Source organism: Halobacillus campisalis, from assembly GCF_030345335.1.
Classification (GTDB): domain Bacteria; phylum Bacillota; class Bacilli; order Bacillales; family Halobacillaceae; genus Halobacillus_A; species Halobacillus_A campisalis.
On sequence record NZ_JAPVRC010000006.1, the window covers coordinates 159,137 to 178,831 of the forward strand.

The 19,695-nt window shown below is 41.3% G+C and carries 18 protein-coding genes; 16 read left to right on the forward strand and 2 right to left on the reverse strand.

Annotated features, from left to right (window positions below; genetic code table 11):
* The 11 genes from ilvC (at nt 1) to O2Q26_RS13720 (ending at nt 12,640) form a co-directional block, all read left to right on the forward strand.
* Nucleotides 1-1,032: a ketol-acid reductoisomerase gene (gene ilvC, locus O2Q26_RS13670; RefSeq protein WP_289216422.1), complete on the forward strand. Its 1,032-nt coding sequence runs from the start codon at nt 1-3 to the stop codon at nt 1,030-1,032.
* A complete protein-coding gene (locus O2Q26_RS13675) occupies nt 1,019-2,563 on the forward strand; it encodes a 2-isopropylmalate synthase (protein ID WP_289216423.1) in 1,545 nt (514 codons plus the stop codon). Before ilvC ends, O2Q26_RS13675 begins: the two co-directional genes overlap by 14 nt.
* Before the next feature lie 12 nt (nt 2,564-2,575).
* Nucleotides 2,576-3,682 carry a 3-isopropylmalate dehydrogenase gene (gene leuB, locus O2Q26_RS13680; RefSeq protein ID WP_289216424.1) on the forward strand — a complete coding sequence of 369 codons (1,107 nt, stop codon included), beginning with the start codon at nt 2,576-2,578 and terminating at the stop codon, nt 3,680-3,682.
* An 18-nt stretch (nt 3,683-3,700) separates the two neighbouring features.
* A complete protein-coding gene (leuC, locus tag O2Q26_RS13685; RefSeq protein ID WP_289216425.1) occupies nt 3,701-5,119 on the forward strand; it encodes a 3-isopropylmalate dehydratase large subunit in 1,419 nt (472 codons plus the stop codon).
* 3 nt (nt 5,120-5,122) lie between these two features.
* On the forward strand, nt 5,123-5,710 hold the full coding sequence (leuD, locus tag O2Q26_RS13690) for a 3-isopropylmalate dehydratase small subunit (protein WP_390216664.1): 588 nt from the start codon (nt 5,123-5,125) through the stop codon (nt 5,708-5,710).
* Nucleotides 5,667-6,719: a threonine ammonia-lyase gene (gene ilvA, locus O2Q26_RS13695; RefSeq protein ID WP_434221040.1), complete on the forward strand. Its 1,053-nt coding sequence runs from the start codon at nt 5,667-5,669 to the stop codon at nt 6,717-6,719. The genes leuD and ilvA overlap by 44 nt, the downstream gene beginning before the upstream one ends.
* A gap of 939 nt (nt 6,720-7,658) precedes the next feature.
* Entirely contained in the window at nt 7,659-8,660 is a 1,002-nt protein-coding gene (locus O2Q26_RS13700) for an ABC transporter substrate-binding protein (RefSeq protein ID WP_289216426.1), read from the forward strand.
* Between the two features lie 129 nt (nt 8,661-8,789).
* On the forward strand, nt 8,790-10,817 hold the full coding sequence (locus tag O2Q26_RS13705) for an iron ABC transporter permease (protein WP_289216427.1): 2,028 nt from the start codon (nt 8,790-8,792) through the stop codon (nt 10,815-10,817).
* A gap of 51 nt (nt 10,818-10,868) precedes the next feature.
* Entirely contained in the window at nt 10,869-11,828 is a 960-nt protein-coding gene (gene dapF / locus O2Q26_RS13710) for a diaminopimelate epimerase (protein ID WP_289216428.1), read from the forward strand.
* An 18-nt stretch (nt 11,829-11,846) separates the two neighbouring features.
* Complete coding sequence (locus tag O2Q26_RS13715; protein ID WP_289216429.1) at nt 11,847-12,245, forward strand: secondary thiamine-phosphate synthase enzyme YjbQ; 399 nt, start codon at nt 11,847-11,849, stop codon at nt 12,243-12,245.
* Between the two features lie 155 nt (nt 12,246-12,400).
* Nucleotides 12,401-12,640 (forward strand): hypothetical protein, encoded by a 240-nt coding sequence (locus tag O2Q26_RS13720; protein ID WP_289216430.1) that lies wholly within the window; start codon nt 12,401-12,403, stop codon nt 12,638-12,640.
* 41 nt (nt 12,641-12,681) lie between these two features.
* On the opposite strand, the gene O2Q26_RS19090 is transcribed toward O2Q26_RS13720, so the two are convergent.
* Nucleotides 12,682-13,155, reverse strand: a complete 474-nt coding sequence (locus O2Q26_RS19090; protein WP_352232252.1) for a 3D domain-containing protein — start codon at nt 13,153-13,155, stop codon at nt 12,682-12,684.
* Between the two features lie 281 nt (nt 13,156-13,436).
* Here O2Q26_RS19090 and O2Q26_RS13730 point away from each other — a divergent pair, with 281 nt between their 5' ends.
* Nucleotides 13,437-14,630 (forward strand): dicarboxylate/amino acid:cation symporter, encoded by a 1,194-nt coding sequence (locus O2Q26_RS13730; RefSeq protein ID WP_289216431.1) that lies wholly within the window; start codon nt 13,437-13,439, stop codon nt 14,628-14,630.
* 850 nt (nt 14,631-15,480) lie between these two features.
* Nucleotides 15,481-16,287 carry a zinc transporter ZupT gene (gene zupT / locus O2Q26_RS13735; protein ID WP_289216432.1) on the forward strand — a complete coding sequence of 269 codons (807 nt, stop codon included), beginning with the start codon at nt 15,481-15,483 and terminating at the stop codon, nt 16,285-16,287.
* Nucleotides 16,288-16,586: 299 nt separating this feature from the next.
* Here the strand turns inward: zupT and O2Q26_RS13740 are convergent, their stop codons facing one another.
* Nucleotides 16,587-17,168, reverse strand: a complete 582-nt coding sequence (locus O2Q26_RS13740) for a YgjP-like metallopeptidase domain-containing protein (RefSeq protein WP_289216433.1) — start codon at nt 17,166-17,168, stop codon at nt 16,587-16,589.
* A gap of 341 nt (nt 17,169-17,509) precedes the next feature.
* Between O2Q26_RS13740 and O2Q26_RS13745 the strand changes: the two genes are divergently transcribed.
* The 3 genes from O2Q26_RS13745 (at nt 17,510) to O2Q26_RS13755 (ending at nt 19,635) form a co-directional block, all read left to right on the forward strand.
* A complete protein-coding gene (locus O2Q26_RS13745; protein WP_289216434.1) occupies nt 17,510-18,364 on the forward strand; it encodes an SDR family oxidoreductase in 855 nt (284 codons plus the stop codon).
* The gene (locus O2Q26_RS13750; protein ID WP_289216435.1) at nt 18,361-19,110 is read left to right on the forward strand and encodes an alpha/beta hydrolase; all 750 of its coding nucleotides are present in this window, start codon (nt 18,361-18,363) and stop codon (nt 19,108-19,110) included. The genes O2Q26_RS13745 and O2Q26_RS13750 overlap by 4 nt, the downstream gene beginning before the upstream one ends.
* Before the next feature lie 99 nt (nt 19,111-19,209).
* Nucleotides 19,210-19,635 carry a universal stress protein gene (locus tag O2Q26_RS13755; RefSeq protein WP_289216436.1) on the forward strand — a complete coding sequence of 142 codons (426 nt, stop codon included), beginning with the start codon at nt 19,210-19,212 and terminating at the stop codon, nt 19,633-19,635.
* Nucleotides 19,636-19,695: the final 60 nt, after the last annotated feature.

Consider the following 19,695-nt stretch of genomic DNA (forward strand, 5'->3'; position numbering starts at 1 on the left):
ATGGCTAAAGTTTATTATCACAATGATATCCAAGATGAGGTACTAAAAAACAAAAAAGTTTCAGTTGTAGGTTACGGTTCACAGGGTCATGCGCACGCACAGAACTTGAAGGAAAGCGGCTATAATGTCGTGGTAGGACTAAGAAAAGGGAAGTCCTGGGATAAAGCTGAAGAAGACGGACTTGAAGTTAAAAGTGTAGCGGAAGCTGTTGCAGAATCTGATGTAGTGATGGTTCTTCTTCCAGACGAACATCAGCCTAAAGTTTTCGAAGAGGAAATCAAACCGAATCTGAAGGATGGAGCTGCTTTAGCTTTTGCTCACGGGTTTAATGTTCATTTCAACCAGGTTGTACCTCCGAGCAATGTCGATGTTTTCCTTGTTGCTCCTAAAGGTCCAGGTCATCTTGTACGCCGTACATTTGAAGAGGGTGCAGGTGTTCCCGCTTTATTCGGAGTTGAGCAGGATGTAACTGGTGAAGCTCGTGAAGTAGCTTTAGCTTATGCTAAAGGAATCGGAGGAGGACGCGCAGGAGTTCTTGAAACGTCTTTCCAAGAAGAAACAGAAACGGATCTATTTGGGGAGCAGGCTGTACTTTGCGGCGGGCTGTCAAGCCTTGTAAAAGCAGGATTTGAAACACTTACTGAAGCTGGATATCAGCCTGAAGTTGCTTACTTCGAATGTATGCACGAACTGAAATTGATCGTTGACCTTATGTACGAAGGCGGACTTGAAGGCATGCGTTATTCTATCTCCGATACAGCGCAATGGGGTGATTTCGTATCCGGACCGCGCGTTATCAATGAAGATACTAAAGCTCGTATGAAAGATGTGCTATCCGATATCCAAACTGGTAAATTCGCAAAAGGCTGGATCATTGAAAACCAAGTGAACCGTCCTGAATTCAACGCGACAAATGCTTTAGAAAACAATCATCAAATTGAGAAGGTGGGTAAAGAATTACGCGAATTAATGCCTTTTGTTAAGAAACCTCAATCAAAAGAAAAGGATGTGGTCTCCCATGGCTCGCGTTAATGTGTTTGATACCACCCTTAGAGATGGCGAACAGTCAGCTGGCGTAAACTTGAATCGTCTTGAAAAAATTGAGATTGCTAAACAATTAGAGCGTTTTGGTGTGGATATTATGGAAGCAGGTTTTCCTGCTTCCTCCCAAGAAGATTTCAATGCAGTAAAAGAAATCGCAGATACGGTCCGTAACTGTTCAGTGACTGGGTTGGCACGTTCGTTCAAGAGCGATATCGACTCAGCTTGGGAAGCTCTAAAAGGAGGAGCAGAGCCAAGAATTCACATCTTTTTGGCTACTTCTCCTATCCACATGACCCACAAGCTGAAAAAAACCCCCGAAGAAGTTGTTGAAACGGCAGTGGAATCCGTAGCTTATGCTAAGCAGAAGTTCCCACACGTACAGTGGTCAGCCGAGGACGCGACTCGTTCTGATTACGACTTCCTCGTTCATATTATTGAAAAAGTAATTGAAGCAGGTGCAGACGTTATCAATCTTCCTGATACGGTAGGTTACACGACCCCTGATGAATATGCGAAACTTTTCAAATATGTACGAGAAAACGTCCGTAATTCAGAAGGTGTCATACTTTCAGCTCACTGTCACGATGACCTCGGGATGGCGGTAAGTAACTCACTTTCAGCAATTGAAGCAGGTGCCGGCCAGATTGAAGGTACTATTAACGGCATCGGTGAACGTGCTGGTAATGCAGCATTGGAAGAAATTTCAGTCGCTCTGGAAATTCGTAAAGATCGATATGATTTCCAAACAGGTTTGGTGCTTAAAGAAATCAAGCGTACAAGTGATCTTGTGAGCAAGCTTACAGGTATGCAGGTGCCAGGAAACAAGGCGGTAGTAGGACGAAACGCCTTTGCCCATGAATCAGGAATTCACCAGGACGGTGTTCTTAAAGAGGCTACCACGTATGAAATCATCACACCGAATATGGTAGGAATCGAATCTAATAATCTCGTGCTTGGCAAACATTCAGGTCGGCACGCTTTCAAGCAAAAAGCGGAATCATTCGGGTTCGAATTATCGGAAGCTAAATTAAAAGAGGCCTTCAGTTCTTTTAAAGACTTAACCGGTAAGAAGAAGGAAGTAACGGATGAAGATTTGTTCGCTATTCTTACAGATAAACAAACAGAGAATGAAGATGTTCCTAAATATGAACTAAAAGCTTTTCAAGTGCAATATGGAAGTGTCAATCGTCCCACAGCTACTATCTTGCTGACTCGTCCTGATGGAAAAGAAGCAGAAAAAGCTGGAACGGGCGAAGGAAGTGTAGAGGCGATCTACAATACGTTAGATGATTTGCTGGATGAAGAAGTCCATTTACAAGATTATCAATTGAGTTCAATTGGAAAAGGCAGAGATGCTTTAGCTGAGGTATACGTCCAATTAACTGTTAATGGTAAAAAAGCATCAGGACGCGGATCTGCTCAAGACGTCCTTGAAGCTTCAGCTCACGCATTCTTAAACGCAGTCAACCGAACACTCCATTCAAGTCAAACGAATCATGTGAAAGAAGTCCAACTATAGGAGGGGAAAGGTATGGAAAAGCATATCGTAATATTGCCTGGTGATGGCATCGGTCCAGAAGTAACTAATGCAGCTAAAGGTGTTCTAGAGACCGTAGCTGCAAAATTCGGTCATAATTTTACATTTGAAACACATGAAATTGGCGGGTCAGCCATTGATAACCAAGGCACCCCTCTTCCGGAAGATACAGTTGCAGCTTGCAGAAAAGCAGACGGCATCTTGCTCGGTGCTGTAGGCGGACCGAAATGGGATGATCTCCCTGGACACATGCGACCAGAGAAAGGTTTGCTTGGAATCCGTAAACAGCTTGGTTTATTCGCTAACCTTCGTCCTGTAAAAGGATTTGATTCTTTGCTTCATGCTTCACCTCTAAAACCGGAAGTTGTAGGCGGTAGTGATTTGCTTATTGTAAGAGAGTTAACGGGCGGACTCTATTTCGGGGAACCTAGTGAACGACGAAACAACGGCCAGGATGTCGTGGATACACTAGCCTATTCTCGTAGTGAAATCGAGCGAATCGTTGATCAATCATTCAAAAGCGCCAAAGTTCGCAGAAACAAACTCACATCTGTAGATAAGGCGAATGTGCTGGAGTCCAGCAGAATGTGGAGAGAAGTTGTTGAAGAAAAGAAACAAGAGCATCCTGATGTTGAAGTTGAACATATGCTGGTGGATGCTGCAGCAATGAAACTCGTCACGAATCCGGCATACTTTGATGTGATTGTTACTGAAAACATGTTCGGTGATATTTTAAGTGATGAAGCTTCCGTTTTGACAGGTTCGCTTGGAATGCTTCCTTCAGCAAGTATCCGACAGGATGGATTAGGTTTATATGAGCCGGTCCATGGATCCGCGCCGGATATCGCTGGGCAAGATAAAGCCAATCCTTTGGCAACCATCTTGTCCGCTGCCATGATGCTGCGTCATTCATTTAATATGAGTGTAGAAGCAGATGAAATCGAATCTGCCGTACAGTCTGTATTAAATGACAAGTATCATACGGCGGATCTGAAGGTGAAAGATGGAACGCAAGTTAGCGGAAGCGAATTAGCTAAAAAAGTCTCTGAACAGATGACTTCAAACGATACGACAGATGACATCATGAGGTGTTACGCATAGAGAAAGGAGAGGCCGAAAATGGGGCGACCTAAAACGATTGTAGAAAAAATATGGGATCAGCATGTCATTCATAAAGAAGAAGGTAAACCAGAGCTGATTTATATTGATTTGCATTTGGTCCACGAAGTTACTTCTCCTCAGGCCTTCGAAGGCCTGAGAATGAAAAAGCGAAAGGTACGTCGTCCAGACCGTACGTTCGCGACAATGGATCATAATGTTCCCACCCGTCATCGTCATATCATTAAAGATCAAATCTCAAAGAAACAAATGGACACATTAGAACAAAATTGTGAAGAGTTCGGGATTCCTCTTGCCGATATAAATCACCCTGATCAAGGAATAGTGCATATTATCGGGCCGCAGCTCGGTTTGACCCAGCCTGGTAAAACAATTGTATGCGGAGATAGTCATACGTCTACTCATGGTGCATTCGGTGCCTTGGCTTTTGGGATAGGAACGAGTGAAGTAGAGCATGTACTTGCGACTCAATCTCTATGGCAGGCGACTCCAAAGACGCTGCAAGTTAAAGTAGACGGAGAGCTTGGTACTGGTGTGACTGCAAAAGACTTGATATTGGCGATCATTGCTAAATTCGGTGTACGGTTTGGGACCGGTTATGTTGTGGAATATACTGGAGAGGCCATTCGCAAACTTTCGATGGAAGAACGGATGACAATCTGCAACATGTCAATTGAAGCAGGTGCCCGAGCTGGTCTGATCAGCCCGGATGATACAACTGTTGAATATTTGCGCGGAAAACGTCATGCACCGAAAGATGAAGAATTTGAAGCTGCGGCTGAAGAGTGGAAATCATTGGCTACGGATCCTGGAGCTGAATACGACGCTCACGTAGAAATCAATGCTTCTAAAGTGGAACCCCAGGTTACATGGGGAACGAATCCATCTCAATGTGTTCCAGTAGGAGCTAAAACGCCTGATCCATCGGTACTGGATGATGCTCAGGAACAAGACAGCATCCAGAGAGCGCTTGATTATATGGGACTGGAAGCGAATCAGGAGATACAATCCATCCCTATTGAACACGTTTTTATAGGGTCTTGCACGAACTCACGTATCAGTGATTTGAGAAAAGCAGCTGAAATTGTAAAAGGCGGTAAAGTCCACAAGGATGTTACAGCAATCGTAGTTCCTGGATCACACTCTGTAAAACAACAAGCAGAAGCAGAAGGTTTGGATACAATCTTTCTAACCGCTGGATTCGAGTGGCGCGACGCAGGCTGCAGCATGTGTCTGGCTATGAATGATGATATAGTTCCTCCAGGAGAACGCTGTGCATCCACATCAAATCGTAACTTCGAAGGGCGCCAGGGAAATGGAGCAAGGACACACCTGGTCAGCCCTGAAATGGCTGCTGCTGCAGCGATTGAAGGAACTTTTGTAGACGTCAGAAAATTTGGCGCGACAGTAGGAGGGTAATTTATGGAGCCTATTAAACAACACGAAGGGTTAATTTACCCGCTTGATCGTTCAAATGTCGATACCGACCAAATTATCCCAAAACAGTTCCTGAAACGGATAGAACGTCAAGGGTTTGGGCAATTTCTTTTTTACAATTGGAGATTTAACGACGATGGGTCTCTACGTGAAGATTTCTCCCTGAATGATCCGATGTATAAAGAAGCAACGGTTCTAGTGGGTGGTGAGAACTTTGGCTGCGGCTCATCACGTGAGCATGCCCCCTGGGCCATACAGGATTATGGCTTCAAGGTTGTAATCGCCACAAGTTTTGCGGATATCTTTTATAATAATTGCTTTAAAAATGGTATTTTACCGATAGTCCTGCCTCGTCATGAAGTGAATGACCTTCTAAACCAGGCAAAAGAAGAAAAAGTAATGATTGGCGTAGATCTCGTCAATCAACTTGTTAAAAGTGATCATGGTTTAGTATCAGCATTTGATATTCAACCTTATCATAAAGATATGTTGTTAAATGGCTGGGATGAAATATCTGTGACGTTGAATTATGCTGAAGCCATTGATCAATATGAAACAGAAAAAGCCAAATAAAAAAACAAGGAGTGAAGACGTTGGGGATTTCTTAACGCTAGCTAAAGTCTTTGAAGCCAAAGAACAATTAAACGATGTGGTGCATCAAACACCGTTTAAAACCTCTGAAACATTCAATCAGTGCACGGGACAGCAAGTGTACTTGAAGATGGAGAACCAGCAGAAGACAGGTGCATTTAAAGTGAGAGGAGCTTCTTTCAAAGTCTCCCAGCTGACTGAAGAAGAAGCGGCATGTGGTGTAATTGCTGCCTCTGCAGGAAATCACGCACAAGGAGTAGCCTTAGCTGCTTCTAAACGCGGAATTCCTGCACAAATCTTTATGCCGGAGGCGACTCCTCAAGCTAAAGTGCAAGCAACTCAAGCTTATGGAGCGAAAACTGTCCTTACAGGTGAATCTTTCCAGGAAGCCTATGCAGCAGCCATGGAAGAGCAAAAGCGCTGTGGAGCCACTTTTATCCATCCTTTTGATGACGTGGACGTGATGGCTGGCCAAGCTACTGTAGCTGTTGAAATGCTTCAGGAACAGCCCGATTTAGATACGATTGTTGTGCCTATCGGTGGAGGGGGATTAATTGCCGGTATCGCTTATGCGGCGAAGCAGTTGAAGCCTGACATTAAAGTAGTAGGTGTTCAATCGGAAAGGGCACCATCTACGTTCAACTCTTATTATAAGTGTGGACCAAAAAAATTGAACTCTGTTTCAACGATTGCTGATGGTATAGCTGTTAAGCAGCATGGAACAAAAACGTTCCATTATATCCGTAAGTATGTGGATGCTATCGTCACAGTCGACGAACAGCAAATTGCTGATTCCATTATGAAACTTCTTGAGAGAGAGAAGACACTTGTTGAGGGCGCAGGAGCAACTGCTCTTGCAGCAGTTTTAGCTCAAAAGCCTGCTTTGGCTGGTAAGAAGTGCGGTGTTGTTGTAAGTGGCGGAAACATGGATGTTTCCAGATTACCACACGTTCAACAGCTAGCTACTACAAAGAGAATGGTCATGGTTTAAGAAAGATGAGGATGAAGGCGCCGGTCAAATGGGATCGGCGTTTTTTTTGTGAGGCTATGTTAAAGGTGGTTGTTGAAGTTCATAAGAGAGTAATTCAACAATAAAGAAGGATTGTAGAATACTCAAATTCAAGATAACCGTGGTTCGTTGCCGAATTAAGAGTCAGGGATGGTAGGGAAACTACTCGCTTTCCTTCTCCCACCTCTCACACCAAACAAATCTAAGGCTTGAATTAGAGTCGGTTTTAGTTTTCGGATATTTCTTGATTTGCCTAGAAACTTTTTTTCACTAAAACGCTGTAATTTTTCGTGAAGCCATTCATAAAATGTTTCCGTTATTCTTACAAACGCAAGAAGGTCCGGGAAATTGCGAGACTCCTTTTGTAAAAGCGGAAGCGCTTCGTTCAGCGGTGTATGGACTGGACTGAGCTGGCGGAGATAAAGGAAACACGAAGAACAGAGTGATTCGATGTTGACTTATTGTACAGAAGTGAAGGAAGTCTCAGTAGCCGCTAAGCGCTGGAGCTGAATAGTCTCCCATAATATTTATGAACTCGTTTACGGCTCTAGACTAATTTACGTCTAAGAGATGGGATGACAGTACATGGTGAGATCCCGGAGGGCGTTAGCCCGAGGAAGCTCACCGTACGCCCATGGAAAGTGAGTGATTTCCCGGACCTTCTATCTCTATTCTAAGTAATGGAAACTCCCTGAATGTATCGAAACTAAGTCTTGAAGAATACGGAGCTTATATATGAAAACATAAGAATCAACTTTCGAACTTCTCCCCCAAACAAACATTTTTATTGACATGATATAAAGGTTTCGATATCATTTTGATAATGATAATCCTTATCATTTAAAAGTTGGCTTTGATTTTGATATACATATTGTAACGATCTGGAGTTGACTTAATCTAATACAGAAGGGTAGAGAGTTGATGAAAAAGCTTTTAATGTTACTTTTTATTTTATCCATAATGATTTTAGCTGCGTGCAGCGGTGATAACGAGGAAGAAACGGAAAATGAAACATCTTCAGAGAACGAAACAAGATCGGTGACAGTGGAGGACGCAACGGGTGAAAAAACAATTGAAGGCACACCAGAAAATGTTGTTGTACTAGAGTGGTCCTACGCAGAAGAACTGCAAGCTTTAGGCATGGAGCCTACCGGGGTAGCCGATCTTGATTCATATGGAGATTGGGTTGATGTGGGCATTCCTTTCAGCGATTCAGTGGAAGATGTAGGTACTAGACAGGAACCGAACCTTGAAGCCATTTCCCGTCTTGAACCGGATTTGATTATCGGAGTCGATTTCCGTCATGAGGAAATTGCTGAAGATTTAGAGGAGATTGCACCAACCCTTATGTTTGCTCCTTATTCTGAGGAGAGTGCCCAGAACCAATTCGATGCTATGCTTGAAGAGTTCAATACAGTAGCAACTGCCGTTGATAAAGAAGATGAGGCTGAGCAAGCTGTAAGTAAAATGGAGCAATCCTTTGAAGAGCAGAGAGCCCGTCTTGAAGAAGCTGGCCAGGAGGATATGAATTACGTCATCAGCCAAGCCTTTACTGCGCAAAACACTCCTACACTGCGTCTATTTACAGATAATTCTATGGTAGCTAACGTGATGGGTGAGCTTGGAATGACAAACGACTATGAATCTGAAGAACTGGAAATTTACGGATATACTGAAACTACGGTAGAGACGTTGCAAAACTATCAAGATTCTAATTTCTTCTACATCGTTCAAGACGAAGACAATATTTTTGATGAACAATTAGCTGGGAACCCCGTATGGGAAGAATTGGATTTTGTTAAAAACGACAGGCTGTATCAAATGCCGGGAAGTACATGGACATTTGGCGGTCCATTGTCTGCGGAAGTATTAGCTGAGCAAGTGGTCGATTCCGTATTAGAAAAAGAAGGAGAAAGTGAGTAAGCCACAAACACTTAGTCCTGTTCGACTAAAATCCATACCACGAACAAGTGATGACTTATACTGATAGAATCTGGGCAGGAGATATTATTCTTCCTGCCCATTACTGCAAGTAAAAGGTAGTGATTGAAGATGAATCAATTATACAAAAAAGTAGTAGTAGGAGCTCTCACCTTTGGAGGTGGGAGCATCTTATTATGCTTATTGACTTTTATACATATTAATCAGGGCAATGTTTCTCTACCCTTATCTACGGTGGTTCAAGCTATCGTGGATCCAGCTAATCTGATTGAACACCATACCGTCCGTGTTCTTAGACTCCCTCGTGCCGTCATTGGTATTCTTGCAGGTGGAGCTCTCGCCGTTTCAGGTGTAGTTCTTCAAACGGTTACGAAAAACCCTCTGGCCTCCGCCAGCACTCTGGGGATTCATTCGGGTACATATTTTGCTGTAATCGTGACAACTATTTATATGCCATTTGCATTGGCCGCTAATGGAATTATCACGGCCTTTATCGGGGGTATTCTCACATTCGGATTTGTATATATACTTTCTGGTGGGAATGACGCTACTCCTGTTCGTATGGTATTAGCTGGTATGATCGTTACCTTTCTGTTCTCTTCTCTCACATCTATGCTGCAGATTTTTTATGAAAACGAGACTCAAGGTCTATTTTTATGGGGATCTGGAACTTTAGTACAGAACGATTGGAACGGCGTCCAATTTTCCTTGCCTTTTGTGGCAGCTGCTTTTCTGTTATTGCTTTTCTATGCACCAAAGTTGGATACTTTAGCGTTAGGTGATGACGTAGCTACAGCTCTTGGTCAAAATATACGTTCTGTAAAGTTCGTTTCCATTTTAGCAGCTGTGCTCCTTACTTCGGTAACTGTAAGTGTTGTTGGGCCTATCGGTTTTGTAGGACTTGTGGCGCCTCATTTGATTAAATTAATAGGATACCGTACGCATCTTCCATTAATGATCGGATCTTTCCTCTGGGGAGCTAATGTGCTGTTATTAGCAGATGTTGCAGCGAGAATCATCGACCCATCCTTTTCTGAGCTGCCGGTCGGTGCAATTACTGCTCTCGTTGGTTCCCCATGGCTGATCTGGTTGGTCCTCAGGATGAAGCAGGCTTCAAATACAAAAGAGACGGGATCAATTCTCGCAGGTAAAGTCGCAGTCAATCTGCCATTGAAGAAAATCATTCCCATTCTGTCTGTGATAATTCTTGCTGCGGTCGTTATAAGCATGTCTTCAGGGAACTACGGTTTTGAACCTCTTGTGGCGTATAATGCATTGTTCGGTGGAACGAATGAATTTATGAAGAATTTCATAATAGATTCCAGGTTACCCCGCTCGCTAGTAGCTCTATTAAGTGGTGCAGTCCTTGCCGTAAGCGGGCTCATTTTTCAAGGAGTCTTAAGAAACCCTTTGGCAGACCCGTCAGTCATTGGAATAACATCTGGCGCCGGGGTTGGCGCACTTGCAACGATGTACTTTTTCAGTGTTTCGGCTTTTTGGGTTCCTATTGGGGCGATGACAGGGGCTTTTGTATTTTTCTTGATAGTAATGGCTCTAGGTGCTAAAGCTGAATTTCATCCTACGACTTTAGCTTTGTTAGGTATAGGGATTTCAGCCTTTGGTTCAGCCTTTATACAAATCATGGTCGTACAATCGGAATTAGGAGTAGCCTCAGCGTTAACTTGGTTGTCAGGGACAACGTATGCTAGAGGGTGGAGTGAAATATTGCAGTTTCTGCTTTGGCCGATTTTGATATTTATTCCACTATTAGCTTTTTATATTAAAAACTTAGATGTCCTTTCATTAGGGGATGAAGCTGCTAAAGGACTCGGGCTTCATGTAGTTTCTGTGCGTTTTCAATTGGCTTTATTAGCAACTTTACTTGCGGCATGCAGTGTAGCTGCTGTAGGTTCAATTGGATTTGTTGGGCTGATCGCACCACACTTTTCAAGATTACTTGTCGGCAGTGCGAATCAGAAGCTGCTTCCCGTGACGATGCTCATTGGAGGATTCCTTCTCGTTGTGGCTGATTTGTTCAGCCGCACACTTCTTGCACCTAATGAGATCCCCTCGGGGATTTTGGTAGCTTTAATAGGAGCTCCTTATTTCTTATGGCTCATGAAGCGACGTTCTGTATAATGCGGTAAAATATGCTATGATAATGATAAAAAAGGTAGAGGGAGTATAAGAATGATTAATTTTATTAAGTGTCATGGATCAGGAAATGATTTTATTTTGATTGATGAAATTGCAAATAGCTACACATTCTCTGAAGAAGAGCGAAGACAGCTTTCCGTATTGCTATGCGACAGAAAGAATGGGGTAGGCTCAGACGGAATCCTGTTTGTTATGAAAAGTGATGTTGCCGAAGCGAGAATGCGCATGTTCAATTCAGACGGTACCGAAGCTGAAATGTGTGGAAATGGTTTACGTTGTGTGGCACGTCATATTATCCAGAGCGATGGCCGGGCTTCTATTCATATAGAAACTGAGAAGGCGGTGCTTGCTGTGGAGCAAGTAGAACCTATATATAAAGGAATCGACACTTTCTCTGTAGACATAGAACCGGTCTCATTTGAGGTAGAAACTTTACCAATGAATTACGAGAAGGCGGAGGCGATGGATGTAGAAATTCCCGGCCTTTCACACGATTTCACTTTCACAGCGTTAAGTGTGCCTAATCCGCATATCGTCACGATTGTTGATGAGGTTGTTCAACAGGACCTCATCGATATTGGGGAGAAAGCTAACAACTCACCTTCTGTTTTTCCTAAAGGAGTCAATGTAAGTTTCGTTCAAATCCTTGGAAAAAATAAGATTTTTGTACAAACCTTTGAACGAGGAGTCGGCTTGACGAACGCTTGCGGCACAGCGATGTCAGCTTCTACTCTAGTATCGACGATTCTTGGGCCTAACGATTTAGAAACACCGATAGTCGTTATAAACAAAGGTGGTCTTGTAAACTGTGTCGTTGAAAAAGCGGATAGACGTTACAAAATCCAATTAAGAGGGAATGCAACAAACGTGTACAGTGCGTCTATAGACGTGAACATCTCAACTAGTGAATGGAATTGGATTGAAACCGAAACGCATCACTCCGAAATCGACAAGTATGAGAAACTTAAAGAATACGCTTCATCTCAAATTTAATGAGAGAAAGGTGATATTGTGTTAAAAACTTTTCCGGTTAAAACAGACCACCATGACCAGATGATTGATATAACCAGCCAAATTTCTGATTGGGTGCGCGAGCAAGGTGTAAAGGAAGGGACGGTCATAGTATCTTCAGCGCATACAACCGCTGGAATTACAATTAATGAAAATGCCGACCCTGATGTAAAAACAGATATGTTGAGAAGATTCCGTGAAGTATACCCATGGGAGCAAGCGGAAGATAAGCATATGGAAGGCAATACGGCTGCTCATATGAAAACGAGTACGGTAGGGCATGCACAAACCATTATCATCACGGACGGAGAGCTTCTGCTCGGGACCTGGCAAGGAATTTATTTCTGTGAGTTTGATGGGCCTAGATCACGAAAAGTCCATGTGAAAATAACATCATGAACGGGTTATGACGACAGGTTTTGATTACTTCTCGATTATTCATCTTTATAAAATGGTAAAAACTAATCAGGATTTTGAAAATAATAAAAATAAAGATTAACCTCTAATTAAATAGGGAAAAGATTTATACGAATACATAAAGGAAGGTGACATTAATGGCATCAAGCAAAAGAGATTGGAAAGTAGTGTTTCTTCTCATAAGCGGCCGAGTTGTAACTCATGACTTGGACTTAAGTGAAGAGATGACTGAGAGAGAAACGATGGAATTTATTTCGAAGCAGCTGGACAGAGGTGAGTGGTGGTTCTTAGAAGATGGAGTATCTATTCATACGTCCAGTGTTGAAAGTTATTATTTGAGTGAGTACACACAACGTACGAAATTTTCAAAAGAATAATAAAAGGCAGCTCTTAATTGAAAAGAGCTGCCTTTTATTATTTAGGAAGATAAAACTTCCACTTCTATTTGCTGACGTCCATAATCCATTGCTTCACTATTTTCTTTCATGAACAAATCCACACGGTTACCTTTAATTGCTCCGCCTGTATCTCCCGCAATGGCTTCACCATAGCCAGGAACATGGACTTTAGAACCTAAAGGAATGACGTCAGGGTCTACAGCAATGACTTTTTGATCAGGATTATCTCTCAAGTCTATTCCCGTTTTCGTAACGCCGCTGCAACCTTCACAAAAAGCTGTATAGGCAGTAGCCTCAACATTCACAGTTTTTATAACTTCTTTTTCGTTTTCATCATTTATAAATCTCTGGTGTTTTTCTGATTTCTCAGAAAGGGCTGTTTCTTTCATTTCTGCTTTTTCATCTGCTTGGATATAAGAAGGGTCAGGATTAAAGCCTAGTATTCCTAAAGTATAAAAGGACATAAAAGAAAACAATATAATGGCAAACTTCATGACTTTTTACCCCTTTCTCTTTGACACTCATTGAATTATATCAAGGGGATAGATTTATAACAAATACAAAAGCACTACAAAAACATTACGTTTTAATGACAAAGCTGTATATCAAAAGTCACCTTGAAAAGGTAAGCGCTTTTTTGATTTTTTTGACTATTAAAGGCTATTCAAAGTAATTTTCCCCTTCACAAAATAGAATATGTGCGTTAATGTGGATGAAGAAAAAACTCTGCACTACTTTAATTGACTAAATCTTTTGAAAAGAGAGGGAAAATGTGATGAAGAAAGTACCATTACTTGCAAGAATTATTATTGCTATCATTCTAGGTATTGTTATTGGGTTAGTAGTGCCAGAAGGGGCGATTGAACTCTTTGCCACTTTTACAGGTCTATTCGATAATTTTCTAGGATTTGTCATTCCGCTCATTATCATAGGCTTCATCGCTCCAGGCATAGCTTCTATAGGAAAAGGCGCTGGGAAAATGCTTGGCCTTACCGCAGGGCTGGCTTACCTTTCTACTGTACTGGCAGGTGTGGCAGCTTATCTTGCTGCTTCCAACCTTTATCCTGCCATTTTAAACACCCAGGATTCGAATGAAATGTCTAATCCAGAAGAATCATTAGTAGAAGCTTCCTTCACGGTCGAAATGACTCCTATGATCGATGTTATGGCTGCTTTAATATTCTCTTTTATCATAGGTGTCGGAATGACAGTAGTTAAAGGGAATACTCTTTATAAAACAATGGACGAATTCCGCTCAATCATATATAAAGTGATTGAGAAAATTATCATCCCATTATTACCTTTCCATATATTCGGGATTTTTGCTAACATGAGTTATGCTGGTCAGGTAGCGACCATTTTAAGTGTGTTTGCTAAAGTGTTCGTTATGATCATTATTCTGCATCTTATTTATTTAGTCTCTGTATATGGGGTCGCAGGTGCTATGCATAGAGCGAATCCTTTCTATCTTCTTAAAAAAATGACGCCGGCATATTTTACAGCATTAGGGACTCAGTCTTCTGCCGCTACTATTCCGGTAACGTTGAAGCATACGAAACAGATTGGTGTAAGAGAGAGAGTAGCAGACTTTGCCGTACCTTTATTAGCCAATGTGCACTTAGCCGGCAGTACAATAACAATTACCAGCTGTGCAATGGCTGTCATGTATATGCAAGGACAAGCTACTAGTTTTATGGATGTGTTTCCATTTATTCTTATGCTAGGAGTTACAATGGTAGCTGCACCAGGAGTTCCAGGAGGAGCAGTAATGGCAGCTGTAGGATTACTGGAAAGTATGCTAGGTTTCAGTTCAGTAATGGTTTCCTTGATGATCGCTCTTTATTTAGCTCAGGACAGCTTTGGAACAGCAACAAATGTGACTGGGGACGGAGCGCTTACTACGATTGCTAATCGTTTAGCTGGTAAAAAAGCGAATTTGGATACAGTCCAAAAAAAGAAGTTCGGATAAACTATATATTTTTCAGATGAAGTCGAGTATGAAATCGCGATGATTTTATACTCGATTTTTATATTGATTGGTGTGCTTTTTCAGTACTCACCCTCCATTTAATAAGTTTAATAGCTCGCCAATATCAATTCTTAGGAACAATGCTAAGTCATCCGGTAATAGAGCTTTCATTGAATAAACATTATATGTTAAAAAGCTCGGAGCCATAGATGGACTCCGAGCTTTTTTCCGTGTTGCCAGTGAAACTAGCATTCTGATCGTATGGTAATTCGTTTGTAATTTTAGATTATCCTAGATATCTGAGCTATTTAGATTAATTTTGTTTTTTTTATTATTTTGTTCCTTTTCGCTTTTTTCCACAGCAGCTCTTCCTTGTTCTTGATGAATCTTGGGCATCTTTTTTGTTTGGACGACCACTCATGATCAACACTCCTCTCAGGTGGTTTGATTATTTTATGCAGTAAGCTAAAAGGTGGTCGTGCGTTTACAACAGAATCAAAACGAAAAACTGAATTTTTAAGATCTTAATGCAATAGAACCTTGAAAATACGAACTATTAAGGTTTTCGCGAGGTGTTGAGGAAACGGTTGATGTCGAAGTGGAAATAACTGTATATAAGTATGAGTTAGTTTATGAAAGTGATCGATTGATAATTCTTTACCTTGATGGTCAAGAAGTAGATGAACCAAGGGAGACTTTATTTTGAAGAAATTCAAAATGAGGTCTTTTTTTAAGTGTCAAAACTTACCCGCCTACATAAAATATACCTATAACTAAAAAAGTTGCACTAAGGAAAGTTTTGTACTAAACTAAATTTAGATAAACAGATATGGAGAAGGAGAGGTATTTTATGGAAAACGTGCTGCTCGCTTTTGGTTTTACATTAATGGCCGGATTGGCTACAGGTATCGGAAGTATTCTAGCTTTCTTTACTTCAACCACAAATACAAGATTTCTGTCCCTTGCTTTAGGATTTTCGGCAGGAGTCATGATTTATGTATCCTTCGTGGAAATCTTCTTTAAAGCTCAAGAATCACTAGTGAATGCGCTAGGAGATGTAACTGGGAACTGGGTGAATGTGGCCAGCTTCTTTGGAGGAATGCTAGTTATCGCACTCATTGATAAAGCAATTCCTAAGCAGGGTAATCCACATGAGGTTAAGAAAGTAGAGGATATGTCGAAGTCGCCTGAAGAGATTAAAAATAAGCAACTTCTAAAAATGGGAACATTTACTGCTCTGGCAATAGCTATTCATAACTTCCCTGAAGGTATTGCAACTTTCACTTCGACACTCCAGGATCCGTCACTTGGGTTTGCAATTGCTGTAGCCATTGCCATTCATAATATTCCAGAAGGTATCGCCGTCTCAGTCCCTGTATACTTCGCTACAGGAGACAAGAAAAAAGCATTTAAGTTATCGTTTTTATCAGGCCTTGCTGAACCAGTAGGCGCACTTGCAGCTTATTTGTTATTAATGCCGTTCCTTAATGATTTGATGTTTGGTATATTGTTTGCTGGTGTAGCTGGGATCATGGTCTTTATTTCTTTGGATGAATTGTTGCCAGCTTCCCGTAAGTATGGAGAGGCCCATCTCTCCATTTATGGTGTTGTGGCGGGAATGATGGTTATGTCATTAAGTTTATTATTATTCATTTAGAATGGTACGGATGGATGGTTGAAGACTCGATTCTAGATATTAGTGAGTGTTTCCTGGTGGTGGGGAACGGCTCGCTTTCCATGGGAGCGTAGAGAGTCTCCTGTGGGATAAACACGGTAAGTAAGAGCCCTGAAGGCGAAGCATGAGAAAGTTCAACGCATGCCTACTAAAGCCGTCATTACTGCCATAGGAAAGTCTCGAAAAGGAGTACTCAAGAAAAAAGAGCTTATATTAAGATCAACACGGAAATTTAACAGGTTCACTCATTAAAAAAGTGTAGAGCTTCAGCTCTACACTTTTTAGTAGGTTTTTTCTTGTTTTAAATCTTCAATGACTTTTGAGATCTCCTGCTTGGAACGTTTGACCAAGCGCCAATTTAAGTAGATGGCTGAATCTGTTTTTACGCCCAAGCGGTACTGATCGTTTTCCATCAGTGCGCCTTGATAAAGCTGAGGAAATTTTTCTTCAGCTTTTTTTTGTAACCAATTTTCCATTAGCTGGGTGAAAGTTTGTTCTTGTTTATTTTTTGAAAGAGAATGAGGACATGTAAATTTAAATTTACCTTTATGAAAAGTGAAACCAGGATCTTTACTAGTCGTTTCTTCTATGTTCAATTTGTATTTTCTGCCTAAGTATGCGATTTTAGCATTCTCTTTTAGTTCATTCTCTGTATAAAGATCGAGGTGGAGCTTTTTCCACTTCTCATCAAGCCAATTCTTCTTTTTTCTCAGGAAGGCTTTGACATCTTCTTCTGATTTATCAGTATGAGCTGTAACACTTACGCCATTGAGATCGTCCAAATATATCTTTACAAATGATACATCATCTTTCTTGTAATAAGCAAAATTGATTGTATCTTCTTCAATTTTTAAAACGGGCATGAGAATCCCCTCTCTCTTTTCGTTAGTTTCAATTGTAATAAAAGGGGAGATCAGCGTCAAAACTTAAAACCAGGAACTTGATACCTTGTACAAGGATGTGCCTCAGTGATTAATACGATAAACATTACTACTATGATGGTGAAGATGCCGTCCAGGGTAATCATATCCAAATCCAAAATTGCTCACATAGCCCGACTTTATTTTTCCCAATAGCTAATCTATAAATTTAAAAATGAAAAGACAATCTTTAAAAGTGGATTATCTTTACAAAACGGATTTACATAAGAGCGAAAAAGGGTAAGAGATGATAGAACAGAAGATTTACCGAACGGAGGGTTAAGATGCAGCCTACGGTTCTGGTTACTGGGGCAACGAGCGGTTTTGGATATCATACAGCGGTAAAATGTGCGGAAAGAGGAATGAAAGTAATCGCTACGATACGTAATCCTGAGAAATTGGATGTTTTCAAGCAATCTCAGCTTACTGATGAGGTTCTTGAAAATATCACGGTATGGAAATTAGATGTAACCGATGAATCCTCTTTACAGCATTTTAGCAATCTTGTTGGAAAAATGGAGCGCATAGACGTATTGGTCAACAATGCAGGGTTTGCTTTAGGCGGCTTTCTAGAACAGGTTCCAATTGAAGATTACAGGCGTCAATTCGAAACAAATGTATTTGGAGTCATTCGAGTCACTAAAGCCGTACTTCCTAAAATGAGAAGTCAAGGATACGGTAAAATATTGAATGTCAGTAGTATTAGTGGTCTGATCGGCTTTCCCGGTCTCTCAGCTTATGTGAGTTCAAAGCATGCGCTTGAAGGGTTGTCTGAGAGCCTGCGCTTTGAATTGAAACCTTTTGGCATAGATGTGGCGCTTATAGAACCAGGTTCTTACGAAACGAATATCTGGTCATCAGGTTTAGAACTGCCCCCGGCGGTTTATCATCCTGATTCTCCTTATTATCAGTATACTAAAGGGTTATGGAAAGCGTTGAATCGTGAAACACATGAAGATCCCCGTAAGGTAGCCCTTCTCTTAAGACAGTTGGCTGAGAAAAACACCTTGAAAAAACTTCGCTATCCTATCGGTCCGGGTGTTCGAATGAACATTCTGTTAAAAAGGTGTTTGCCATGGTCTTTTCTTGAAAAGACTGTGCTCAATAAAATACTCTATAAAAAGGAGAGGGATAAATGACAGTACATCAAGTTCAAAAAGGGGCAGAGGAAATTTTTCACGAAGGAAACGAAATAGGTATATTAGTTTGTCATGGATTTACAGGAACAACCCAAAGTATGAAACCATTAGTAGAAGCATATGCAAAAGAAGGGTACAGCATTGCTGCTCCTCGTTTGAAAGGACACGGGACGTCTCCTGAAGAAATGGAAGAAACCACTTACCGTGATTGGATACAGTCGGTCGAGAGTGCTTTTCAGTGGCTGGAAAAGAGGTGTTCTAAAGTATTTGCTGTAGGCTTATCGATGGGTGGGACTCTGGCTCTAAGTATGGCTGCTCGTTATGATAAAATTGCAGGGGTTGTTCCCATTAACGCAGCAATCGACATACCAGCTATGGAAAACATAGTAGAACAGACAGATGATCGATTTATTGCTGCCATTGGTTCGGATATAAAAAAAGAAGGAATTGAAGAGCTCGCTTATCAAAGAACGCCTGTCCGTTCGATTCAAAACTTGCTGACTTTGATGAAGGAAGTGCACGATCAATTAGCGAAAATTCACTGCCCGATTTTTATATTTGTATCCGAAGAAGATCACGTTGTCCCTCCTGAGAATTCAGAGATGGTATTTGAAACGGTCTTATCAGAACATAAGGAGCTGATTCACTTAGATAACAGCTACCATGTGGCTACACTGGATAACGATCAGGACATTATCATTGAAAGAAGCCTGGAATTTTTCGTGATGTATTCTAACGCAAAATAATTACGAGGTGATTACGTATTTCAGCTCTTTTGTGAATTCTTGGATGCCATGGCTCATTCTCACCATTTCAAGTATAATAGAAGTAAGGAGGGGGTAGAAATGAATAAAATTCTGCTTGTACCTTTTGATGCTTCACCTAGTTCAGAGCGTGCATTGAGATATGCGGTGGATACAGCTAAGGAAGATGGAAGTAAACTGATCATTCTGAATGTCCAATTCGATTATAATACGAGAAATGTAAGACGCTTTGCAACGCAAGATCAAATCAAGTCTTACTTGGATGACGCCGCACGAGAGTCTTTTGATAGGGCAGAAGAGTTTTTGAAAGACAGTGATGTAGATTATACACTGCGAAAAAGAATGGGGATCCCTGATCAGGTGATTCTTGAAGAAGCAAGTGATTCAGACGCCGATATTATTGTAATGGGCACAAGAGGAGTTGGGCGCGTGAAAGGGGCCATTCTCGGAAGTGTCAGTTACGGTGTGCTGCAGTCAACCACAATCCCCGTTACGATCGTACCTTAGCTAACATTTGTCACAGTTATTCTCATCGTATATAATATAAGTATAGCAAGAAAAGCAAAC